The sequence below is a fragment of the Wolbachia endosymbiont of Wuchereria bancrofti genome, assembly GCF_002204235.2.
Taxonomy (GTDB): domain Bacteria; phylum Pseudomonadota; class Alphaproteobacteria; order Rickettsiales; family Anaplasmataceae; genus Wolbachia.
The window spans coordinates 1-16295 of sequence record NZ_NJBR02000099.1 but is presented as its reverse complement, the minus strand read 5'-3'; the positions used below and the strand labels follow the sequence as shown (position 1 = coordinate 16295).

The following is a 16295-nucleotide window of genomic DNA, read 5'->3' as shown; positions in this document are numbered from 1 at the left end:
TAAGGGTAATGCAGAAGTTTTTCAATAATTTCTTTATAAAAAAAGAAGATTAGTTGGTTTTTTAACTAGTCTTTAAAAAAGACAAAAAGAACAATGCAATGTGAGTTGTTTACTGTTCTCTCAAAAACTTGGCGCTTATTACATTACTTAATAAGCGAGATTCAGCTAACGTAGATAAAAATTTATAAGACATGGAGTGTCTATATAAGAAAAATTAAACATAACACACCTAGTTTAATAATGTGCTTTTGTCACTTAAATAAAGATTAAAGATAAATTTTAGGCCTAAAATATCCCCATATAAGGGGTTCTTAAGGTCTGTAAAGTGGATTTCTCGCTCCGGCTCTCTGTTTTTAAATCATGATGTTCGTGCAGTTGTTTGTTGAAGCACTGGCATGACAATAAAAGAGTGGATTACTCAACCGTAACAGATTTGGCCAGGTTTCTTGGACAATCGGCATCTAGCCCTTTTTCTACTGCAACAGAATAGGCAAGAAATTGCATAGCAACACTATAAATTATTGGAGAGATAAAATTATCAATGTCTGGAAGTTGAATTACGTCTTTACAAATCTCTCTTAAGAATGGCACTCCTTGCTTATCACTAAAAGCAATCACTTTGCCTTTTCTTGCGATGACTTCTTGTATGTTGGACAATGTTTTAAAAAATAAATTGTCGTATGGAATAATTGCTATAACAAGTACAGATGAATCTATCAAGGCAATTGAACCATGCTTAATCTCCCCTGCTGCAATACCAATAGTATTAATGTATGAAAGTTCTTTTATCTTCAATGCACCTTCCATTGCAACTCCATACGAACTTCCTCTACCAATTAAAATAACGCTATTGTGTTCCAATATAATGTCTGATATGTGTTGTATTTTTATCACATTTAAAACGTACTCAACGTATTCTGGAATAGAATTGATAGCATTACTTAGCTGCTTTGTTCTTTTTTCATCCATTGTATCTTTTATTTTTGCAAGCTCTAAGGTAAAGCATGCTAAAATAGCAAGTTGCGTGGAAAAGGTTTTTGTTGAAGCAACACCAATTTCTGGCCCAGCAAGAGTATGTAACACAATATCTGAGTTTTTTTCAATGCCGCTGTTAAACGTGTTAGTTATGCTAATGATTGTTTGCTTTTGTGATTTCGCATAGCGTAATGCCTCCATGGTATCCGCAGTTTCGCCGGATTGTGAGATGAATAATCCAATGCTCCCTTCTTCTAGTCTTATGTTGCTATACCTAAATTCTGATGAGATTTCCAAGTATACCCGCACTTGAGCAACACTTTCCAACCAATATTTCGCTATTAGCCCAGCAAAGTAAGATGACCCGCACCCAACTATAGTAATGTAACTAAGTTCGGAAAATAATTTTTTACTGGTAGATATTACCTCTGTATACTTTTTATAAAATTGATTTATTGTTTTGTTTAATACACAGGGCTGCTCAAAAATCTCCTTTAGCATGAAGCTAGAGTAACCGTTTTTGCTGATTAGAAAGCTACTTGAACTATTGTTTTCTATGCTGCGTTTTACTTGTGCACCGTTGTTATATATACTCACTCCGCTAGATTTTATCACTGCAACGTCATTATCCTCCAGGTACGATATTCTTTCCACCAGTGTATTTAAAGTGTTAGAATCAGATGCAGCAAATATAGTATTATAGTTATAGCCTATTGCTAAAGGTAAACTCCTTTTCGCAACAAATAGAACATCTGGATATTCCGCAAATAATAGGACTAAAGCGAATGAGCCGTGTAGGCTGCTTAAACACTTAAATAGAGAATCAATAGGTGATAATCCTTCATTAAGATATAGGGTTAACATATTTGGTATAACCTCTGTGTCGGTGTCAGTATGAAACGGTATTCCCCTTTCTTCTAAACCCTTTTTTAGCAGATTGTAATTCTCGATTACGCCGTTGTGAGCAACAACAACGTTATTTGTACGAATGGGATGAGCATTTTTAAGGTCAGGGATTCCATGTGTAGCCCAACGAGTATGGGCTATGCCAACCGTACTGCTAGACATCCTGCTGTTACCGATAACTTCACATAACCTTTCGACTTTGCCTTCTGATTTTTGAACTTCTATTTTGCCTTCATTGTTTATGATTGCTATACCTGAAGAGTCATACCCCCTATACTCCAATTTCCGCAACCCAGCCAGCAAAGTTGGTATTACCGAATCACCATCACTTACTGCACCAAATATTCCACACACAACTAAGTGAACCTTTCTTTAGAGTTATGAAGTATTTTTGCCTTTACTATCTTTCCCCTTTCTACTTTTCTCTGATTGATTTTGGCTCTTTTTGTTATCCTTCTCGGTTTTACTCTTTTCAATTGATTTGGTTTGAGTTTCTTTGTTTGAAACTTCGGATATAGCAGTTTTCAGGACTTTTATCTCAACTTTTGGGGCTATTTCTATTATAAGTTGTGCATTTGCTTCATCAACCTTGTTAACCTCACCCATTATCCCACCAGAGGTAACAACTATATCACCACGCTTTATTTGATCTATCATCTTTCTATGTTCTTTCAGTTTTTTATGGTTTGGGCGAATGATAAAGAAATAAAATACTATACATATTAAAATCAATGGAATAAAATTAGCAAAAGGTGCACCAATGCCTGATATATTACTAGCTGCATCTGCCGCAAAAACTTCAGAAATGAACATATTTAACCCTAATTGTTAACGATAAATTTAAATGAACTGCTTAAGTATTAATTACAATACCATTTCATGTCAAGTTTGGTGAAAGAAAATAATGCTTTCTACAAAAGATTACAAGTTAGTGATCATCGTATTATTTATACAGTAGACGCTGCAGCGTGTGAATTAACCATTACTTCGATAAAACACAGAAGAGAATCTTATAGAAAGAAAAAGTAACTAGACTTGTTACAATAGTACGTACAATAATAAAATTTGATAAAGCATAAGATAAACTCAAGAATTAACGTATTGCACACATGCGCTACATTTTTTAATCTTCCTTTAAAAATTCGACAATACGCGACAATACTGATATATTGAAAGTATTATTTTGTGAGGTATCCATGGCTAGTAATAAGGAAAAATATCAAATAGCGTTCTGTATTTCAGTCATCACACCTCTAATTGGATTATTGTTAATGCAACTGCAGTTGCAGTAGGTACTGTACTTGCTATAGCTGCTTGCCTAAGTTATAGAAGGAATTTTAACTGTCTTGTCTGGTATACAAGCAACAGAAAGCCATTTATTTTTACAAAATAGTGAGAAACTGACGTCTTAAACAAAAGATATCTTATTTTGTGAACAAGAAAGCAAGCTTTTCATGGAAAGGGTTTTCCAACCATTTTGCAACATCTTTGGCAAAGGATCTGGTAAAGACAATAGAACAAACTAAGCCCTAAGCATAGAAACCACTTTATCGTAGCCTGGCAATGATTTAATTTCTCCAATTGCAGCTAAAGTAGTTTTTTCGTGCTTAGATAGTAATTCTTCCACTGCTTTTTTTACATCAGAGGTGGTAACCGCGCTAGTTTTTTCTATCAGTTCATTTTTGCTGATGTATCTATTATAGTTACCATAGTAGTGCTCCAAAGCTTCAGCACAAGAACTGACACTTTCACGCGACATTAAAATTTGGGATTTGATTCGCTCTTTCACTCTATTTACTTCTTCTTCCCTCAGATCATTTGTAGATAACTTTTTCAACTCTGTCGTTATGGATTTTAGAAGCTTATCTAAGTTACTACTATCTGTGCCAGCAAAAATGGAAAGCATTCCCGTATCAGTATAACTGGAATTAAATGAATAGACAGAGTAAGCTAACCCTTGCTTTTCTCTTACTTCCTGGAATAGACGTGATGACATTCCGCTTCCTAGTATAGAATCAAGCACTTGAAATGTATGATACCTATCATCATGGCAAGAAACACTAGGAAAACCTATTAGCAAGTGCACTTGATCTAATTTACGGTACTCCAAATACTCACCACCAGTGCAGTTTGCATTTTGGTTTTCTTTTAGTTTTTGAGAAGAAACCTTTGAGAGAAAATCTTTGGTTAACTGAGCAATTTCTTCGTGCTCAACGTTGCCAGCAACAGCAAATATCATATTTTCGCCAAAGTAATGTTCATTTATGTAGTTATTTAGGTCCCCTTGAGCAAACGATTTTACAGTATCTTGCGTACCTAAAATCGACCTACCAAATGGTTGATCTTTGTAAGCTGCCTCAAAATACTTATCGAAAATGATGTCACTCGGTGAATCATTGATTTGAAAAATCTCTTGTATTACAACACCCTTTTCACGTTCCAATTCATCCTCTGGAAATGTAGAATTCATTAATATATCTATTAATATATCGACACCAATCTTTATGTCTTTCTTGAGAACCTTTGCATAATAACTTGTGCGCTCTCTACCGGTGCTAGCATTGAACACTCCACCTATATCGTCAAAAGCTTTTGCAATTTCAAATGCAGTTCTTGTCTTTGTTCCTTTGAAAGCCATGTGTTCTAGAAAATGGGATATTCCATTTTGATTTGCACTTTCAGCTCTACTGCCAACACCAACTCGTATATTCAAAGCTACAGAATCGACGTCACGCATCTGCTCAGTTATTATACGCAGACCATTATCTAGTTTTGTTAACTCTGGCACATTTATCCTATGTATTCTTTTTTAAATTCTCTTCTGCAAAATCCCAATTAATTAAGTGGTCAAGAAAGATCTTTATGTAGTCAATTCTACGATTTTGACAATCTAAGTAATAGGCATGTTCCCATATATCCATAGTGAGTAATGGTACTTGATCATAAATTAATGGTAAATCCGCATTTGGAGTTTTGGTAATCTTGAGTTTCCCTCTTTCAAGCACTAACCATACCCATCCACTACCAAACTGGCCTATTCCATGATTGAAAAATCCCTCATGGAACTTATCAAAGCCACCAATATCATCTTGAATTTTTTTTGCTAAAAGGCCATCGTCTTTAGGCTTATCACCACCACTTTTTTTCATCGAATTCCAATAAAAAGTGTGGTTCCAAACTTGCGCAGCATTGTTGAACACAGGAACTTCGTCACTATTGCCGTGAACTTTCATTATTAATTCCTCAATTTTCACATTTTGATAATCTGTATTCTCAATTAGCTCGTTGAGCTTATTTAAATATCCCTTATGATGCTTATCATAATGAAAATCTAAGGTTTTTGCAGATATGTAAGGTTCTAAAGCTGTTTTATCATATGGTAACTCAGGTAAAGTAAAACTCATGCCAACCTCTTCATTTTTGACCTACTTCTATAGTAGGATAATATGTGCTCTTGTGCAATATATAATTTAGTTAAAATATTGAGACATCCATCGCAATTACCTAAAAAAAGGTTATACTAATATAGTAATGTAAATAATAATTACATTTTTTATTATATAGTCTTTTTAGGAGACTAATATGTTGATTACATTAACACATAACAATTTTAAGCAATATGCTCAACAAGGAACTGTTCCTGCTGTAGAACAAAATAATGGCAGTAAAGTTCCACAAAATAGTTTCTACAAATCCGTTTACTATATTGATAGCGTTTTAGGGCCAATTAAGGACATGCTCGTGGAGTAAAGCATGATCCTAACGCTTCAGAAACAACTATGGGAGGAAGAGAGAAAGTAGTTTGGGGCACGGAACACAATGATTGTTATTCTGGCTTTGCAAATTTATTACTTGTACTCTATACAGGAGTTGCATACTTTATGTACTTGCAAAAAAAATTATTTTCATGTTTCAAAGGAACAGAAGGCCCGAAATCTCTCGTAGAATATTCAAATGATTGGCAGCACACAGCGGAACGATATGATGGAAAATGTGCTAATTTCTTTGGTTCACTCCTGTTTTACACTGCTTCAGCCACCATCTGGACTGCTGTGTTAATTATGACACCACTGACTTGGTTTGTTGATAAAGTGTCAAGTAAATTGAGTGGAGTAAAAGAACCTGAGGCTACTAAAGGCCTTCTTGACGAGAATGCTATTGCATAGCTAATCTGCACAATATAATGTACAATGACTTTGATGTTTAGTCATGGGCATTTTAGAAAAGGTGTTATCCAAGTAAATGGAAAGCATTTTATACCTCCTCAATTCTTGAATATAAAAAATATTCCCTTAATAATATAAGGTATGATAATCAGAAATTTAATAAAACGGGCAACTCAGGTAGGGAACAGTAAAAATGTAGTACAATATATTGAATATCTCTATCAATTTGAGAAATTTGGAAGCACATTGAACCTTACTTTGTCACTAATAAAGCAAAATAGGCTTTCGTTTAAAATATATCAAGAGGGGTTAGTGGACATGGAGGAAGGGGTATGTAAGACAATTAGGTCTGTCGGTGTAAATAGGTATGTTATTGTGCTAAGAAGGTTAAACCCGTACGTTATAGTGCATGAACTTTCACATGTGGTTGAAAATGAGCTTAACTTGAGTCTAGAGCAGGAGTTTCTCTATAAAGTTTATCAGGATATTGAGCGGAACTTAAAGCAAGCAAATATTCTTGTACAGAAAATTATTGGTCAAGTTATCTTTAAAGAAATACAAGCTTATCAAACTGCAAAATCACGCACATCTGAGTTATTTGCACGCTATTTTGAGCTATTTGCTTGGGCGCAAGAGGTTTACCCTAAAGACAAAGAGTACTTAATTCGCATCCGAGATTTAAATAAAGTGTTTTTTGCTACTGACCAGTGGAAAAAAAGCTGCTTAGATCCACAAATAATGGACGTAGTGGATAAGGAAATCAAGGAATACAGCAATAAAACTGCTTTTAAAGACGTAACCAAAGTGCAAAGCAGCTGGATTAACAAATTTTCTCCTAGAGGCAAAAAGATTAGCTCTATATTTGGAAATGATGATTAACTCAGCAGAATACAATTAACTTTCACAATGTTTTAAAGTATAGTTTCAGTAACACATAACTGGATATAAATGAAAACCATTTTGGCCGTTGAAACAAGCTGCGATGAAACTGCAGTGGCGATTGTAAATAGTGAAAAGCAAGTCCTTGCTCACGAAATTCTTTCTCAAACAGAACACAAAAAACGCGGTGGTGTGATTCCTGAGATAGCGTCACGTGCTCATATGGAGCATCTAAGCAGTCTAATAAAAAACTCTATAGAAAAATCTAACCTCAATTTTTGTAATCTGGATGCGACTGCAGCAACATCAGGACCAGGACTCATAGGTGGATTAATAGTTGGCACAATGATGGCAAAAGCAATTGCACATGTAACACAAAAACCATTCATTGCCGTTAATCACCTAGAAGCGCATGCGTTGGTTATTAGGTTACTATATGAAGTCAAATTTCCATTTTTAGTCCTGTTAATATCAGGTGGTCACTGCCAATTTTTAATTGCACAGAATGTAGGTAAATATATTAAACTTGGAGAAACGCTTGACGACTCATTAGGTGAAGCATTTGACAAAGTTGCTAAGATGTTGGGGTTAAGCTATCCAGGAGGTCCATTAATTGAAAAGCTAGCTAAAAAAGGCAATGGCACAAGGTTTAAGCTTCCAAGGGCAATGAGAAAACGTCCTGGGTGTAATTTTTCATTTTCTGGAATCAAAACTGCAGTAAAAAACTTAGTACAAGAACTTGAAATGAGTGAACAAGATGTATGTGATGTATGCGCTTCATTTCAAGAGTGTATTAGTGAAATATTATTGGATAGAGTCAAAAATGCGGTTATTATGGCTGAATCTTTAAATATCAAGATCAATGACTTTGTAATTACCGGTGGAGTTGCAGCAAATAATTTCCTAAGAAAAAAATTAAAAAAACACATAAACTTAAACATACTTTTTCCCCCAAGTAATCTATGTACAGACAATGCAGTAATGGTTGGGTGGACAGGAATTGAAATATTACAGAAGGATTACATAGACTCCCTCAATTTTGCACCAAGACCAAGTTGGGAATTGGGAAGTTATTAAAAATTTCCAACTCTGAATTAGGCAATGAAGAAAATATCAATTTTATTTCTTTTTATTGTCGTTTATATTTTCTATTTACATATGTTAATATTTTATTATATTAACTTAAAGTAAAATAACTACCTTTATTAATATTTTTGTAATAAAAATTGTATACGGTGCATTAATCAGATTAAGAGAAAAATTGTGGAAATTACTACATCAATAAAAAAAGAATTGAAGCAAAGCACACTGTATGTCTGCCTAGGAAAATGCAAAAGTGCATTTTGGTTTATTTTTTGGTTCAGTTCAGGAATCAATTTATTAATGTTATTTCTGCCACTTTACACCTCTCAAGTGCTTGACCGAGTGATATCAAGCGAAAGCGTATCAACGCTAACTATGCTGACAATCATCACCTTATCCGCGTTTGCGTGCTCTGCAATGCTTGAAACTTGCCGATATTTAGCCATGGCAAAAATTGGTGATTGGATTGATAAAGCTGTAACACCAGACCTGATAGTAAGGTCAATTAGGCTAACATCAGTACAAAGCTCAGCTTCCAGTGGTGAAGCAATAAGGGATCTTGGAGTGATAAAAAATTTTATTACAGGAAATAGTATATTCTCACTGTTCGACACTCCATGGTCGTTAATTTACCTTGTTGTGATCTTTATGATACATACTTCCACAGGGTTCATAGCTATTATCGGAATTATTATATTAGTCTCTATGGCAGTATGGAATGAGCTCGCCACTAAACGCATATTACAAGAAACCAATGAAGAAACTATACGTAATATCAATGCCATAGATGTTGCAACAAGAAATGCAGAAGTAGTTGAAGCTATGGGTATGTCAGAATTCATAGTCTCTGATTGGTGTAAACGAAACGACCAAAACCGAGCGATGCAAATTAAAGCACAAAATCGTTCTAACGTGATTACTGGTATCACTAAGTTTTTGCGCTCAACTCTGCAAATATCGGTAATTGGAACAGGTGCATTACTTGTAATTACAGCTCATAAGACTGCCGGTAGTATCATTGCCGCTTCAATTTTAATGGGTAGAGTATTAGCTCCATTTGATGCAGCAGTTCACACTTGGAAATTTTTAAATCAGGCAAGGATGTCATATGAAAGGCTGCAAAGGCTTATATTAACATCACCAAAGAGAGAGCAAACCATGGCTCTACCAGAACCTGCAGGAAAATTGGAATTTGATAGAGTATTTTTTACTCCTTATGGAAGCAACAAATCGACGATAAAGGGCGTATCATTTGTAATAGAACCAGGTGACGTAGTTGGTGTCATTGGTCCAAGTGCCTCTGGCAAGTCAACCATAGCAAAGCTAACTGTTGGTGTGTGGAAACCTATATCTGGCGTAGTGAGACTGGACGGCGCTGATGTGTACACTTGGAATCGAGAAGTTTTTGGTAATTATGTTGGTTACTTACCTCAAGATATTGAGTTATTTAATACCAGTGTTAAAGCTAACATTGCTCGTATGAGACCAGATCCAAATCCTGAAGAAATAATCAAAGCAGCAAAAATCGCAGGAATACATGAATTAATACTAAGTCTACCAAATGGGTACGATACAACGATAGGGAGTTTTGGAGTGACGCTCTCTGGTGGGCAGAAACAGCTACTCGGTCTTGCAAGAGCTTTTTATGGGAATACAAAACTTTTGGTGCTCGATGAACCAAATGCTAACTTAGATAGTAATGGAGAGGCATGCTTAATTAACGCAATCAATGTTGCAAGGAAGCAAAATACAACTACCATCATCATAACTCACAAATTACCGTTATTATCTGTGGCTGATAAAGTAATACTCATGTCAGACGGTGTTATTTACACTATGGGACTAAGGGATGAGATTTTGAGTAAATTAGTTGCTTCATCATCAGATACCACAGAAGATGAATGTTCTTCAGTAAGTGGTTAATAAAAGCAGTGTTTGTTACTTCCATTTACCTTATAGTCCATTTATTTACTAATGCGTTCAGATGTTTTTTATTCTTCTTGCCTTCTTGCGTCTCTTAAAAATCTTAGTCAAGAGGGATGGGCTTTTTACTTTACTATCCACTAGGTAACAGTTCATTTTTACTTTGACTAGCAGAGGAGGTGAAGGTGGTGCAGCTGTAGAAGACGGCAATGGAGAAGGAGTGGGTACCAGCAGTGCCTAAGAAGTTATTGTTTCCATTTGTGTGCTGACATCACTATCCAAAGTTATCGCACTGTCGTCTACGGCATTACGGTCTATTTTTTCTTATCATTTATTGCAGAAATAGTTAACTTGAAAAGATATACTGCTGAACTTAATGCAACTACTATAGGAACAGAAGCAATTACTTTGAAAAGCATTAGTACCACAATAGCATTAAAAACTGCCAAAAACATAGGATAGGCAAACACCCTAGCTACAAGGTTAAATGCACATAGTGAAAAATAGTAATTGAATACCTTAATAGAAATAATACTCTAGAATTGCCTACCTTTCTACCTTATATATTAATACAATGTTGGTAATAACCGTGTTAATAATTTATGTCAATCAAAATTGTAGAATAAATTTTCTTAATTTTGTTATATGAGTAGATTAACATTGATAATAAGTTTATTAAGAAATCATAATATAAATGATGTTGCCGTGGAAATCTATAACAATATTTCTTGATAACGTTTAACGAATTTCAATAAATTGTTTTTTTGAATTCTAGGTAGATATACGCTTTGTTAACATGTTTAAGTTCAAAATCCAAAAGTAAGTTCATGCTTTCTATTGGAGAAGAAGGCACAATATTGCTGTATTTCAAAAATAATACCTTAAATAAAAGGTATTTTGTCAAGGACAAAAACGACAAAGCAGTGTTCGACTTAAATTCATGTCTTTCATCCGACAAAAAAGCACCTTTATACTTGGTGTTAAACCATGCAGATCAAAATTACTCGCTACAGTTCATTCCAAGAGTAAATAGAATTAGCGCCTATCTATCAGCAAAAACGAAAATGGAACATTTCACTCGCAATAATGATATAAGCTCAGTTCTTCTGGTTGAAAAGCCAAACAAACCCAATCAAAACTGGTATTACCTTCTTGTTTCATCAAAAGCAAAGCGTTTAGTAGAATATTGGCTAAATGTATTTATTGGAATAGGCTCTAACTTTAAGGGAATATTAATGTTTCCTATAGAAATAAACAATATAGCAAAAAAGGTTTTTTATAAGGATCCTAATAATTGGAAAATTATAGTGGTTGTAACCAAAACTGGAGGCTATAGACAAGTAGTTTTTAAAGAAAATAAAATGATATTTACGCGTTTAGTTCCATTTACCAATGATAATTTACCAGGAATTATTGCGGGTGGAATATATCAGGAAGTGCAAAATACCATTCGGTCCTTAACTAAGTTTGGTTTTAAAAGAAACGACCCAATCGATCTTTGCATGGTAGTACAAGAAGATATTAAGACTAGCTTGTCAATTATAAATTTTTCAGAGAATAGCGTGAATATATTAACCCCACATGAGTTAGGCAGATTATTAGGGTCAGAATTAGCTGTCAGTGAAAAAGATAGCTTCTGCGATACCATAATCTTATTTCACAGTTTTAAGAATAAGCCAATAGCTGTTTTTTACACAAAAGAAACTAAAGAATTTTATTTATTAAATTACTTCTATCTGAACTCTCCTCGAATTTTTCTATATTTCACTTCAATTTTAATTACAATCAATATTCTTTGTTTGCTAAATTTGCATTCAAATTTTAATGTTGCTGATAACCTATCAGCAAAAAAGGAAGCTTTAGATAACCAATTAGCAAAGCTAAGCCAAAGCTACAACGTGAAAAAAATAGATGAAGTTTACGATTTCATTAATATCAATAATATTTTATTGAAGATGGAATATTCTCCCCTTACACAGGTTAAATATGTAGAAAAATTGAAAGTACCAGATGTAGAGCTTCAATCGTTTGAGTGGAATTATAATGAGGCGAAAAATTACATTACCACAACTTTAAGGTTTAATTTTCAGCCTGGTAAAAATGTTTCCTACCAATATAAGGAATTACAAAAAAAATTAAACAATAATTTTCGCACCTATGATATTAGTATTTCTAGCTTGCCTGCTACTGAAGAGGAAAATATACCTATTAATGTTAAAATAGGAGAGGCTATGTAAGCTAGTGAATGTTTTTCAGTTAAAAAGAAGAGTTGCAATTCAGTTTATATTATATCTGTTATTATCTATCGGACTAATAGGGTCACTAACGTATGCTGTTATTTATAACAGAAAGGTCTATAATAAAAATCAGAGTGCTATTAATGAAATACGCTCTATTAATTCACAAATTACTGATGTTCAAAAAAAGGAAGTTGTTTTAGATAAAAACCTAGATTTATGGAAAAAAATTTCCTCTTCAAATTTACACAGCAGCAGATACATTACAAATTTAAACTTTGAGCTTGGCAAGTTATATAAAAAGTACTGCATATTAGAACCTGAAATATCAATTTCCATACCTGAAGAAATTGAACTATACAACAAAAGTGAACACACAAAAGTAATAAAAAGTGAAGTAACCCTAAATTTAAGTTCAATTAGTGATAAGCACATTTTTTTATTTTTGCAATCCGTTCCAAGCCTGCCTGGTTATATTATGATCAAATCTCTTATCTTGAATAAAGAGAGAAATATTGATACTGCAACTATGAATCAGATTTTAAATGGTAATATGATAGAAACAGTAAGAGCTAACATAGTCTTTGACTGGTATACTATACTAAGTAGATGAAATAATGAAAATAAAGCTGTTTTTTATTTTCACTCTACTGTTCTTCGATACTAGTACATATTGCAGTTGTGAAGATATTATAGAAAGTATAGAAATCTGTAAAGAATACACTTGTCAACAATATATTGGTAATGAAGACTTTATCGAGCATAAAATATTAGGACTAAGCAGCAAAGATTTATGTGTATATATAGAAAAACAAGATAATGATGAGATGGTTTGCCACCATTCTAAGTATGGGATGATGATGGAGAAAAAATATCTTGAAAGCACTTTCAAAGTTGGCAATCAAGAAATCAATGATTTTATTGATATAGCAAACCTGCGCGCAAAGGAATGTTTTTTTATAAGTAACCAAAAGACAAGCTACACAAATCGTGACTATATAATAAAGGAAGCAGTGGAGAGTGACTTTGACGTCTTATCACAATACAATGATATAAAAAGCATTTTCTTTGACAAGGAATCAGTCAATAAAATGGTCAGTGAAATGAAAAAATTTAACCTACAATCTTCAAGAGCTGCAAAAGAGGAGATATTAGATAATTTCAACAGTAAGGTAGTAAGCTTAGATTCAATTTTATACCTTTCCCCCGACACATGGAAAATATGGGTAAATAGAAAATTATTTACGAACACTAAGAATCTAAAAGTCTATTCAGTAACTGAAAACTATGTAACTTTTGTGTGGACTGTAAATCAAAAAATGACAAAAAAACAACCTAATGATTCCAAAAATGTATACTTTGGACATGGGAGTATTATGTTTACACTTTATCCGAAACAAAAATTTGACTTAGATAGCTTATCTATTAAATAATTTAACAGATGTGCGCTTGTAGCTCAGCTGGATAGAGCGTTGCCCTCCGGAGGCAAAGGCCGCGGGTTCAAATCCCTCCAAGCGCATTACGACTTGATCAAGAAAAAAGCCTATCTTCATAAAACGATTGAGCCACTCATGAAGCGTAGGTTACACATATCATACCTGCAGCACACTACCATGCGTTTTTTACTTTTTAATATCCAGTCTACATAACAGGTGACTATGCAGCAAAACCTGCCAGATTAACGGTCTAGTAACCCTGCACTATCGCCAGAACATGAAGAGCCCAGTGACTGGTTACGTGATATTAGCTGTACCTCACCTAACTTACTACCTGGGTGGTTTTCTTCTTTTAATCTAATCGCTCCAGTATGCTTCCCTCCTGTTTCTTTTTACTTTATTACATTTTTTTCTCAATGAAGCAAGGATAGCTTTACTAGCTAACTTGTCACCAATATTGTTATACTATAAATCAAGTGAAATAAGATGTGTGAGATTACTATTAGCTAAAGCCTCTATTCCTTTTGTAACCAATTCTGTTCATACTTAGATCAAGTGCAGTAAGATGTGTTAGCTTAGCTAACTCTTTTGCATCTTCATCATCAATTCTTACATATTTTAAACTAAGTTTTACAATGTGCTTGTTACTTTGTAAAAAACTTACTAGCTTGCTTATATTGACTGTAATATCTAATACTTTTAAAGCATTAGCTTCCACATGTTAGTTAAAATCCACTTTATCTTCCCATGATATATCATGCCAATATTTTAATTGGCATTTCAGTAGCTGTCGACTACTTTATGTAATGCTAAAAATTATATAAGGTTTACATGTAAAAAATAAGACTTAGCCTCACATACCTCTCCTCTAAGCAGCTTTTTCTGTCGATCCATAAAACTTTTCCAATTACTCGCTCCATAGTAGCGGTATCTCGTTCCTCCTGAAGTCTATCACTTTTAGATGATCTGGTTGGACCTCATTTAAAATGTCTTCTTTTACCTTCAGTGCTAGATAATTTAGACGTAAAATGTGTAATGCACTTTCTATTAAATTTGACAATACTATTTTTGCATAAGATAATGTAAAGAGTTTATTCAAAGCACAATTATGTCAAATGGTACTGTAAATAAAGTCATATTAGTTGGTAATTTAGGGAGGAATCCTGAAATTAGAACTATGCAAAATGGAAAAGAAATGGCGAATTTTTCAATAGCTACATCCGAAGGCTGGACTGATAAATTTTCTGGTGTGCGCTCTGAAAAGACAGAATGGCATAATATCGTAATTTTTAGTGAAGGATTAGTAAAAGTTGTAAAAGGTTTTGTACGCAAAGGCAGCAAAGTCTATATTGAAGGCTCTTTGAAAACTAGAAAATGGACTGATCAAAATGGTAGTGAAAGATATACAACAGAAGTAGTGCTACAGAATTTTAATGGTACTCTTACACTTCTGGACTCACGAAATAATGCAGCAACCTCTGACTACAAATCAAATGAATACAAGCAAGACGAAACAGGGCAAAAAGATCAGTATGAAAATTTCGACAGTGAGGCAAAAGAAGAGCTAATCGATGATGAAATACCATTTTAATAACTGCAATTGAAATCATTATCTACATTTTTATGGACTGCCTGCATCACCCCCTTTAATTACAACGGAGGTAGTATAGATTATTGCAGTTTGCAGCACTTACTGACAATGCAAGCTAAAGCTGAAAATGGCGTAGTGTTGCTAGGTAGTACAGGTGAAAGTCTATCGCTTACTGATTCTGAAAAACGTACGTTAGTTGAATTTGCATGTAAGCTGAAATTAAACATGAAAATTATAATCGGTGTGCCGGGAGTAAATTTACATCAAACTCTTGAGTGGCTTAACTTTTGCAAGGATATACCTATTCATGGCTATCTAATGACAACTCCCATTTACACAAAGCCTGGTGTTATGGGGCAAACTTTATGGTTTGAAAAGTTACTTGAAAAAGCTCATGTGCCGGCTATGTTTTATAACATTCCGTCAAGAGCAGGAGTAAGCCTTCATGTTGAAACTGTATACAACTTATCTAGCCATGAAAGATTTTGGGCTATTAAAGATTCAAGTGGAACCGTTGATACTTTAATTGAGTATAAGAAAGTTGCACCAAATGTCGAGGTTTTTTGTGGAGATGACAATATGATACACGACATGGCTGCCTACGGTACAGCAGGCCTAGTTTCTGTTGCTTCCAATGCCTGGCCACACGTAGCGCATGAATATGTTAAGCAGTGCCTCAATGGCAAGAGCTTTCATGCAGATGTCTGGCAACAAGCTTGCAAAGCTCTATTTATTGCTAGCAACCCAATACCTACTAAAGCACTGCTACATGACATTGGACTTATAGAACACAGAACTGTCCGCCTACCACTCAGTACACAAGACTTGCCTTCTGTTGATGAGATAAAAAAAGCAACCGAAATAATTTTAAATTTGGAAAAAGTTAATTATTTTTATCATCCTATGGTTTGATCGTGGAATTCAGTCTGGATTACAGCGTTACACGCTGGAGTGACACCGTTTTCGTTTGCCCCTAAATTGCTCCAGCTATAAATATTGAAGAAAAAGTAACCGTTTACAAGTTGTGGAAATGAATAAAGAATTAAGCAGTAACAGTTACTAGATTCTGTTCCTTTTGAAAGGAATTTTGGCCATTTAG

At 34.2% G+C, this 16295-nt stretch carries 17 protein-coding genes, 1 tRNA gene and 1 pseudogene; 11 read left to right on the top strand and 8 right to left on the bottom strand.

The window, feature by feature from the left end; translation table 11 throughout:
* Positions 1-414: 414 nt before the first annotated feature.
* The 4 genes from glmS to CCY16_RS05220 form a co-directional block, all read right to left on the bottom strand.
* Entirely contained in the window at positions 415-2235 is a 1821-nt protein-coding gene (glmS, locus tag CCY16_RS05240; RefSeq protein WP_088415520.1) for a glutamine--fructose-6-phosphate transaminase (isomerizing), read from the bottom strand.
* 24 nt (positions 2236-2259) lie between these two features.
* Positions 2260-2694 (bottom strand): preprotein translocase subunit YajC, encoded by a 435-nt coding sequence (gene yajC, locus CCY16_RS05235; protein ID WP_088415517.1) that lies wholly within the window; start codon positions 2692-2694, stop codon positions 2260-2262.
* A 709-nt stretch (positions 2695-3403) separates the two neighbouring features.
* A complete protein-coding gene (locus CCY16_RS05225) occupies positions 3404-4675 on the bottom strand; it encodes a M16 family metallopeptidase (protein ID WP_088415515.1) in 1272 nt (423 codons plus the stop codon).
* A gap of 1 nt (position 4676) precedes the next feature.
* Positions 4677-5285: a superoxide dismutase gene (locus CCY16_RS05220; protein ID WP_088415512.1), complete on the bottom strand. Its 609-nt coding sequence runs from the start codon at positions 5283-5285 to the stop codon at positions 4677-4679.
* A 178-nt stretch (positions 5286-5463) separates the two neighbouring features.
* Here CCY16_RS05220 and CCY16_RS05740 point away from each other — a divergent pair, with 178 nt between their 5' ends.
* The 5 genes from CCY16_RS05740 to CCY16_RS05200 all read left to right on the top strand — a co-directional run bounded on the left by CCY16_RS05740 (position 5464) and on the right by CCY16_RS05200 (position 9932).
* Positions 5464-5631, top strand: coding sequence for a hypothetical protein (locus CCY16_RS05740; RefSeq protein WP_179946088.1), 168 nt, complete (start codon positions 5464-5466; stop codon positions 5629-5631).
* Positions 5632-5660: 29 nt separating this feature from the next.
* Positions 5661-6047, top strand: coding sequence for a hypothetical protein (locus tag CCY16_RS05215; protein ID WP_088415510.1), 387 nt, complete (start codon positions 5661-5663; stop codon positions 6045-6047).
* 141 nt (positions 6048-6188) lie between these two features.
* Positions 6189-6926 (top strand): WD_0702 family putative metalloprotease, encoded by a 738-nt coding sequence (locus CCY16_RS05210; RefSeq protein WP_088415507.1) that lies wholly within the window; start codon positions 6189-6191, stop codon positions 6924-6926.
* Positions 6927-6995: 69 nt separating this feature from the next.
* A complete protein-coding gene (tsaD, locus tag CCY16_RS05205) occupies positions 6996-8003 on the top strand; it encodes a tRNA (adenosine(37)-N6)-threonylcarbamoyltransferase complex transferase subunit TsaD (protein WP_088415505.1) in 1008 nt (335 codons plus the stop codon).
* A 186-nt stretch (positions 8004-8189) separates the two neighbouring features.
* The gene (locus CCY16_RS05200) at positions 8190-9932 is read left to right on the top strand and encodes a type I secretion system permease/ATPase (RefSeq protein ID WP_088415503.1); all 1743 of its coding nucleotides are present in this window, start codon (positions 8190-8192) and stop codon (positions 9930-9932) included.
* A 314-nt stretch (positions 9933-10246) separates the two neighbouring features.
* Here the strand turns inward: CCY16_RS05200 and CCY16_RS05835 are convergent, their stop codons facing one another.
* Positions 10247-10402, bottom strand: a complete 156-nt coding sequence (locus CCY16_RS05835) for a hypothetical protein (protein WP_218916641.1) — start codon at positions 10400-10402, stop codon at positions 10247-10249.
* Positions 10403-10759: 357 nt separating this feature from the next.
* On the opposite strand from CCY16_RS05835, the gene CCY16_RS05195 reads away from it, so the two are divergent.
* The 4 genes from CCY16_RS05195 to CCY16_RS05180 all read left to right on the top strand — a co-directional run bounded on the left by CCY16_RS05195 (position 10760) and on the right by CCY16_RS05180 (position 13688).
* Positions 10760-12169 (top strand): hypothetical protein, encoded by a 1410-nt coding sequence (locus CCY16_RS05195; RefSeq protein ID WP_088415501.1) that lies wholly within the window; start codon positions 10760-10762, stop codon positions 12167-12169.
* Positions 12170-12173: 4 nt separating this feature from the next.
* Positions 12174-12782: a hypothetical protein gene (locus CCY16_RS05190; protein WP_088415498.1), complete on the top strand. Its 609-nt coding sequence runs from the start codon at positions 12174-12176 to the stop codon at positions 12780-12782.
* A gap of 4 nt (positions 12783-12786) precedes the next feature.
* Complete coding sequence (locus tag CCY16_RS05185) at positions 12787-13602, top strand: hypothetical protein (RefSeq protein WP_088415495.1); 816 nt, start codon at positions 12787-12789, stop codon at positions 13600-13602.
* Positions 13603-13614: 12 nt separating this feature from the next.
* Positions 13615-13688: transfer RNA gene (locus CCY16_RS05180), tRNA-Arg, on the top strand.
* Between the two features lie 419 nt (positions 13689-14107).
* Here the strand turns inward: CCY16_RS05180 and CCY16_RS05175 are convergent.
* Entirely contained in the window at positions 14108-14323 is a 216-nt protein-coding gene (locus tag CCY16_RS05175; RefSeq protein WP_088415493.1) for a hypothetical protein, read from the bottom strand.
* Between the two features lie 189 nt (positions 14324-14512).
* Positions 14513-14635 (bottom strand): annotated as a pseudogene (locus CCY16_RS06570) (zinc ribbon domain-containing protein); the annotation flags it as partial.
* A 78-nt stretch (positions 14636-14713) separates the two neighbouring features.
* Between CCY16_RS06570 and ssb the strand changes: the two are divergent.
* Positions 14714-15196: a single-stranded DNA-binding protein gene (gene ssb, locus CCY16_RS05165; RefSeq protein ID WP_088415491.1), complete on the top strand. Its 483-nt coding sequence runs from the start codon at positions 14714-14716 to the stop codon at positions 15194-15196.
* Between the two features lie 9 nt (positions 15197-15205).
* Positions 15206-16108, top strand: a complete 903-nt coding sequence (gene dapA, locus CCY16_RS05160) for a 4-hydroxy-tetrahydrodipicolinate synthase (RefSeq protein WP_088415488.1) — start codon at positions 15206-15208, stop codon at positions 16106-16108.
* Here the strand turns inward: dapA and CCY16_RS05830 are convergent.
* The coding region (locus tag CCY16_RS05830) for a hypothetical protein (protein WP_218916640.1) at positions 16093-16295 on the bottom strand (203 nt) is incomplete at its 5' end. The genes dapA and CCY16_RS05830 overlap by 16 nt on opposite strands.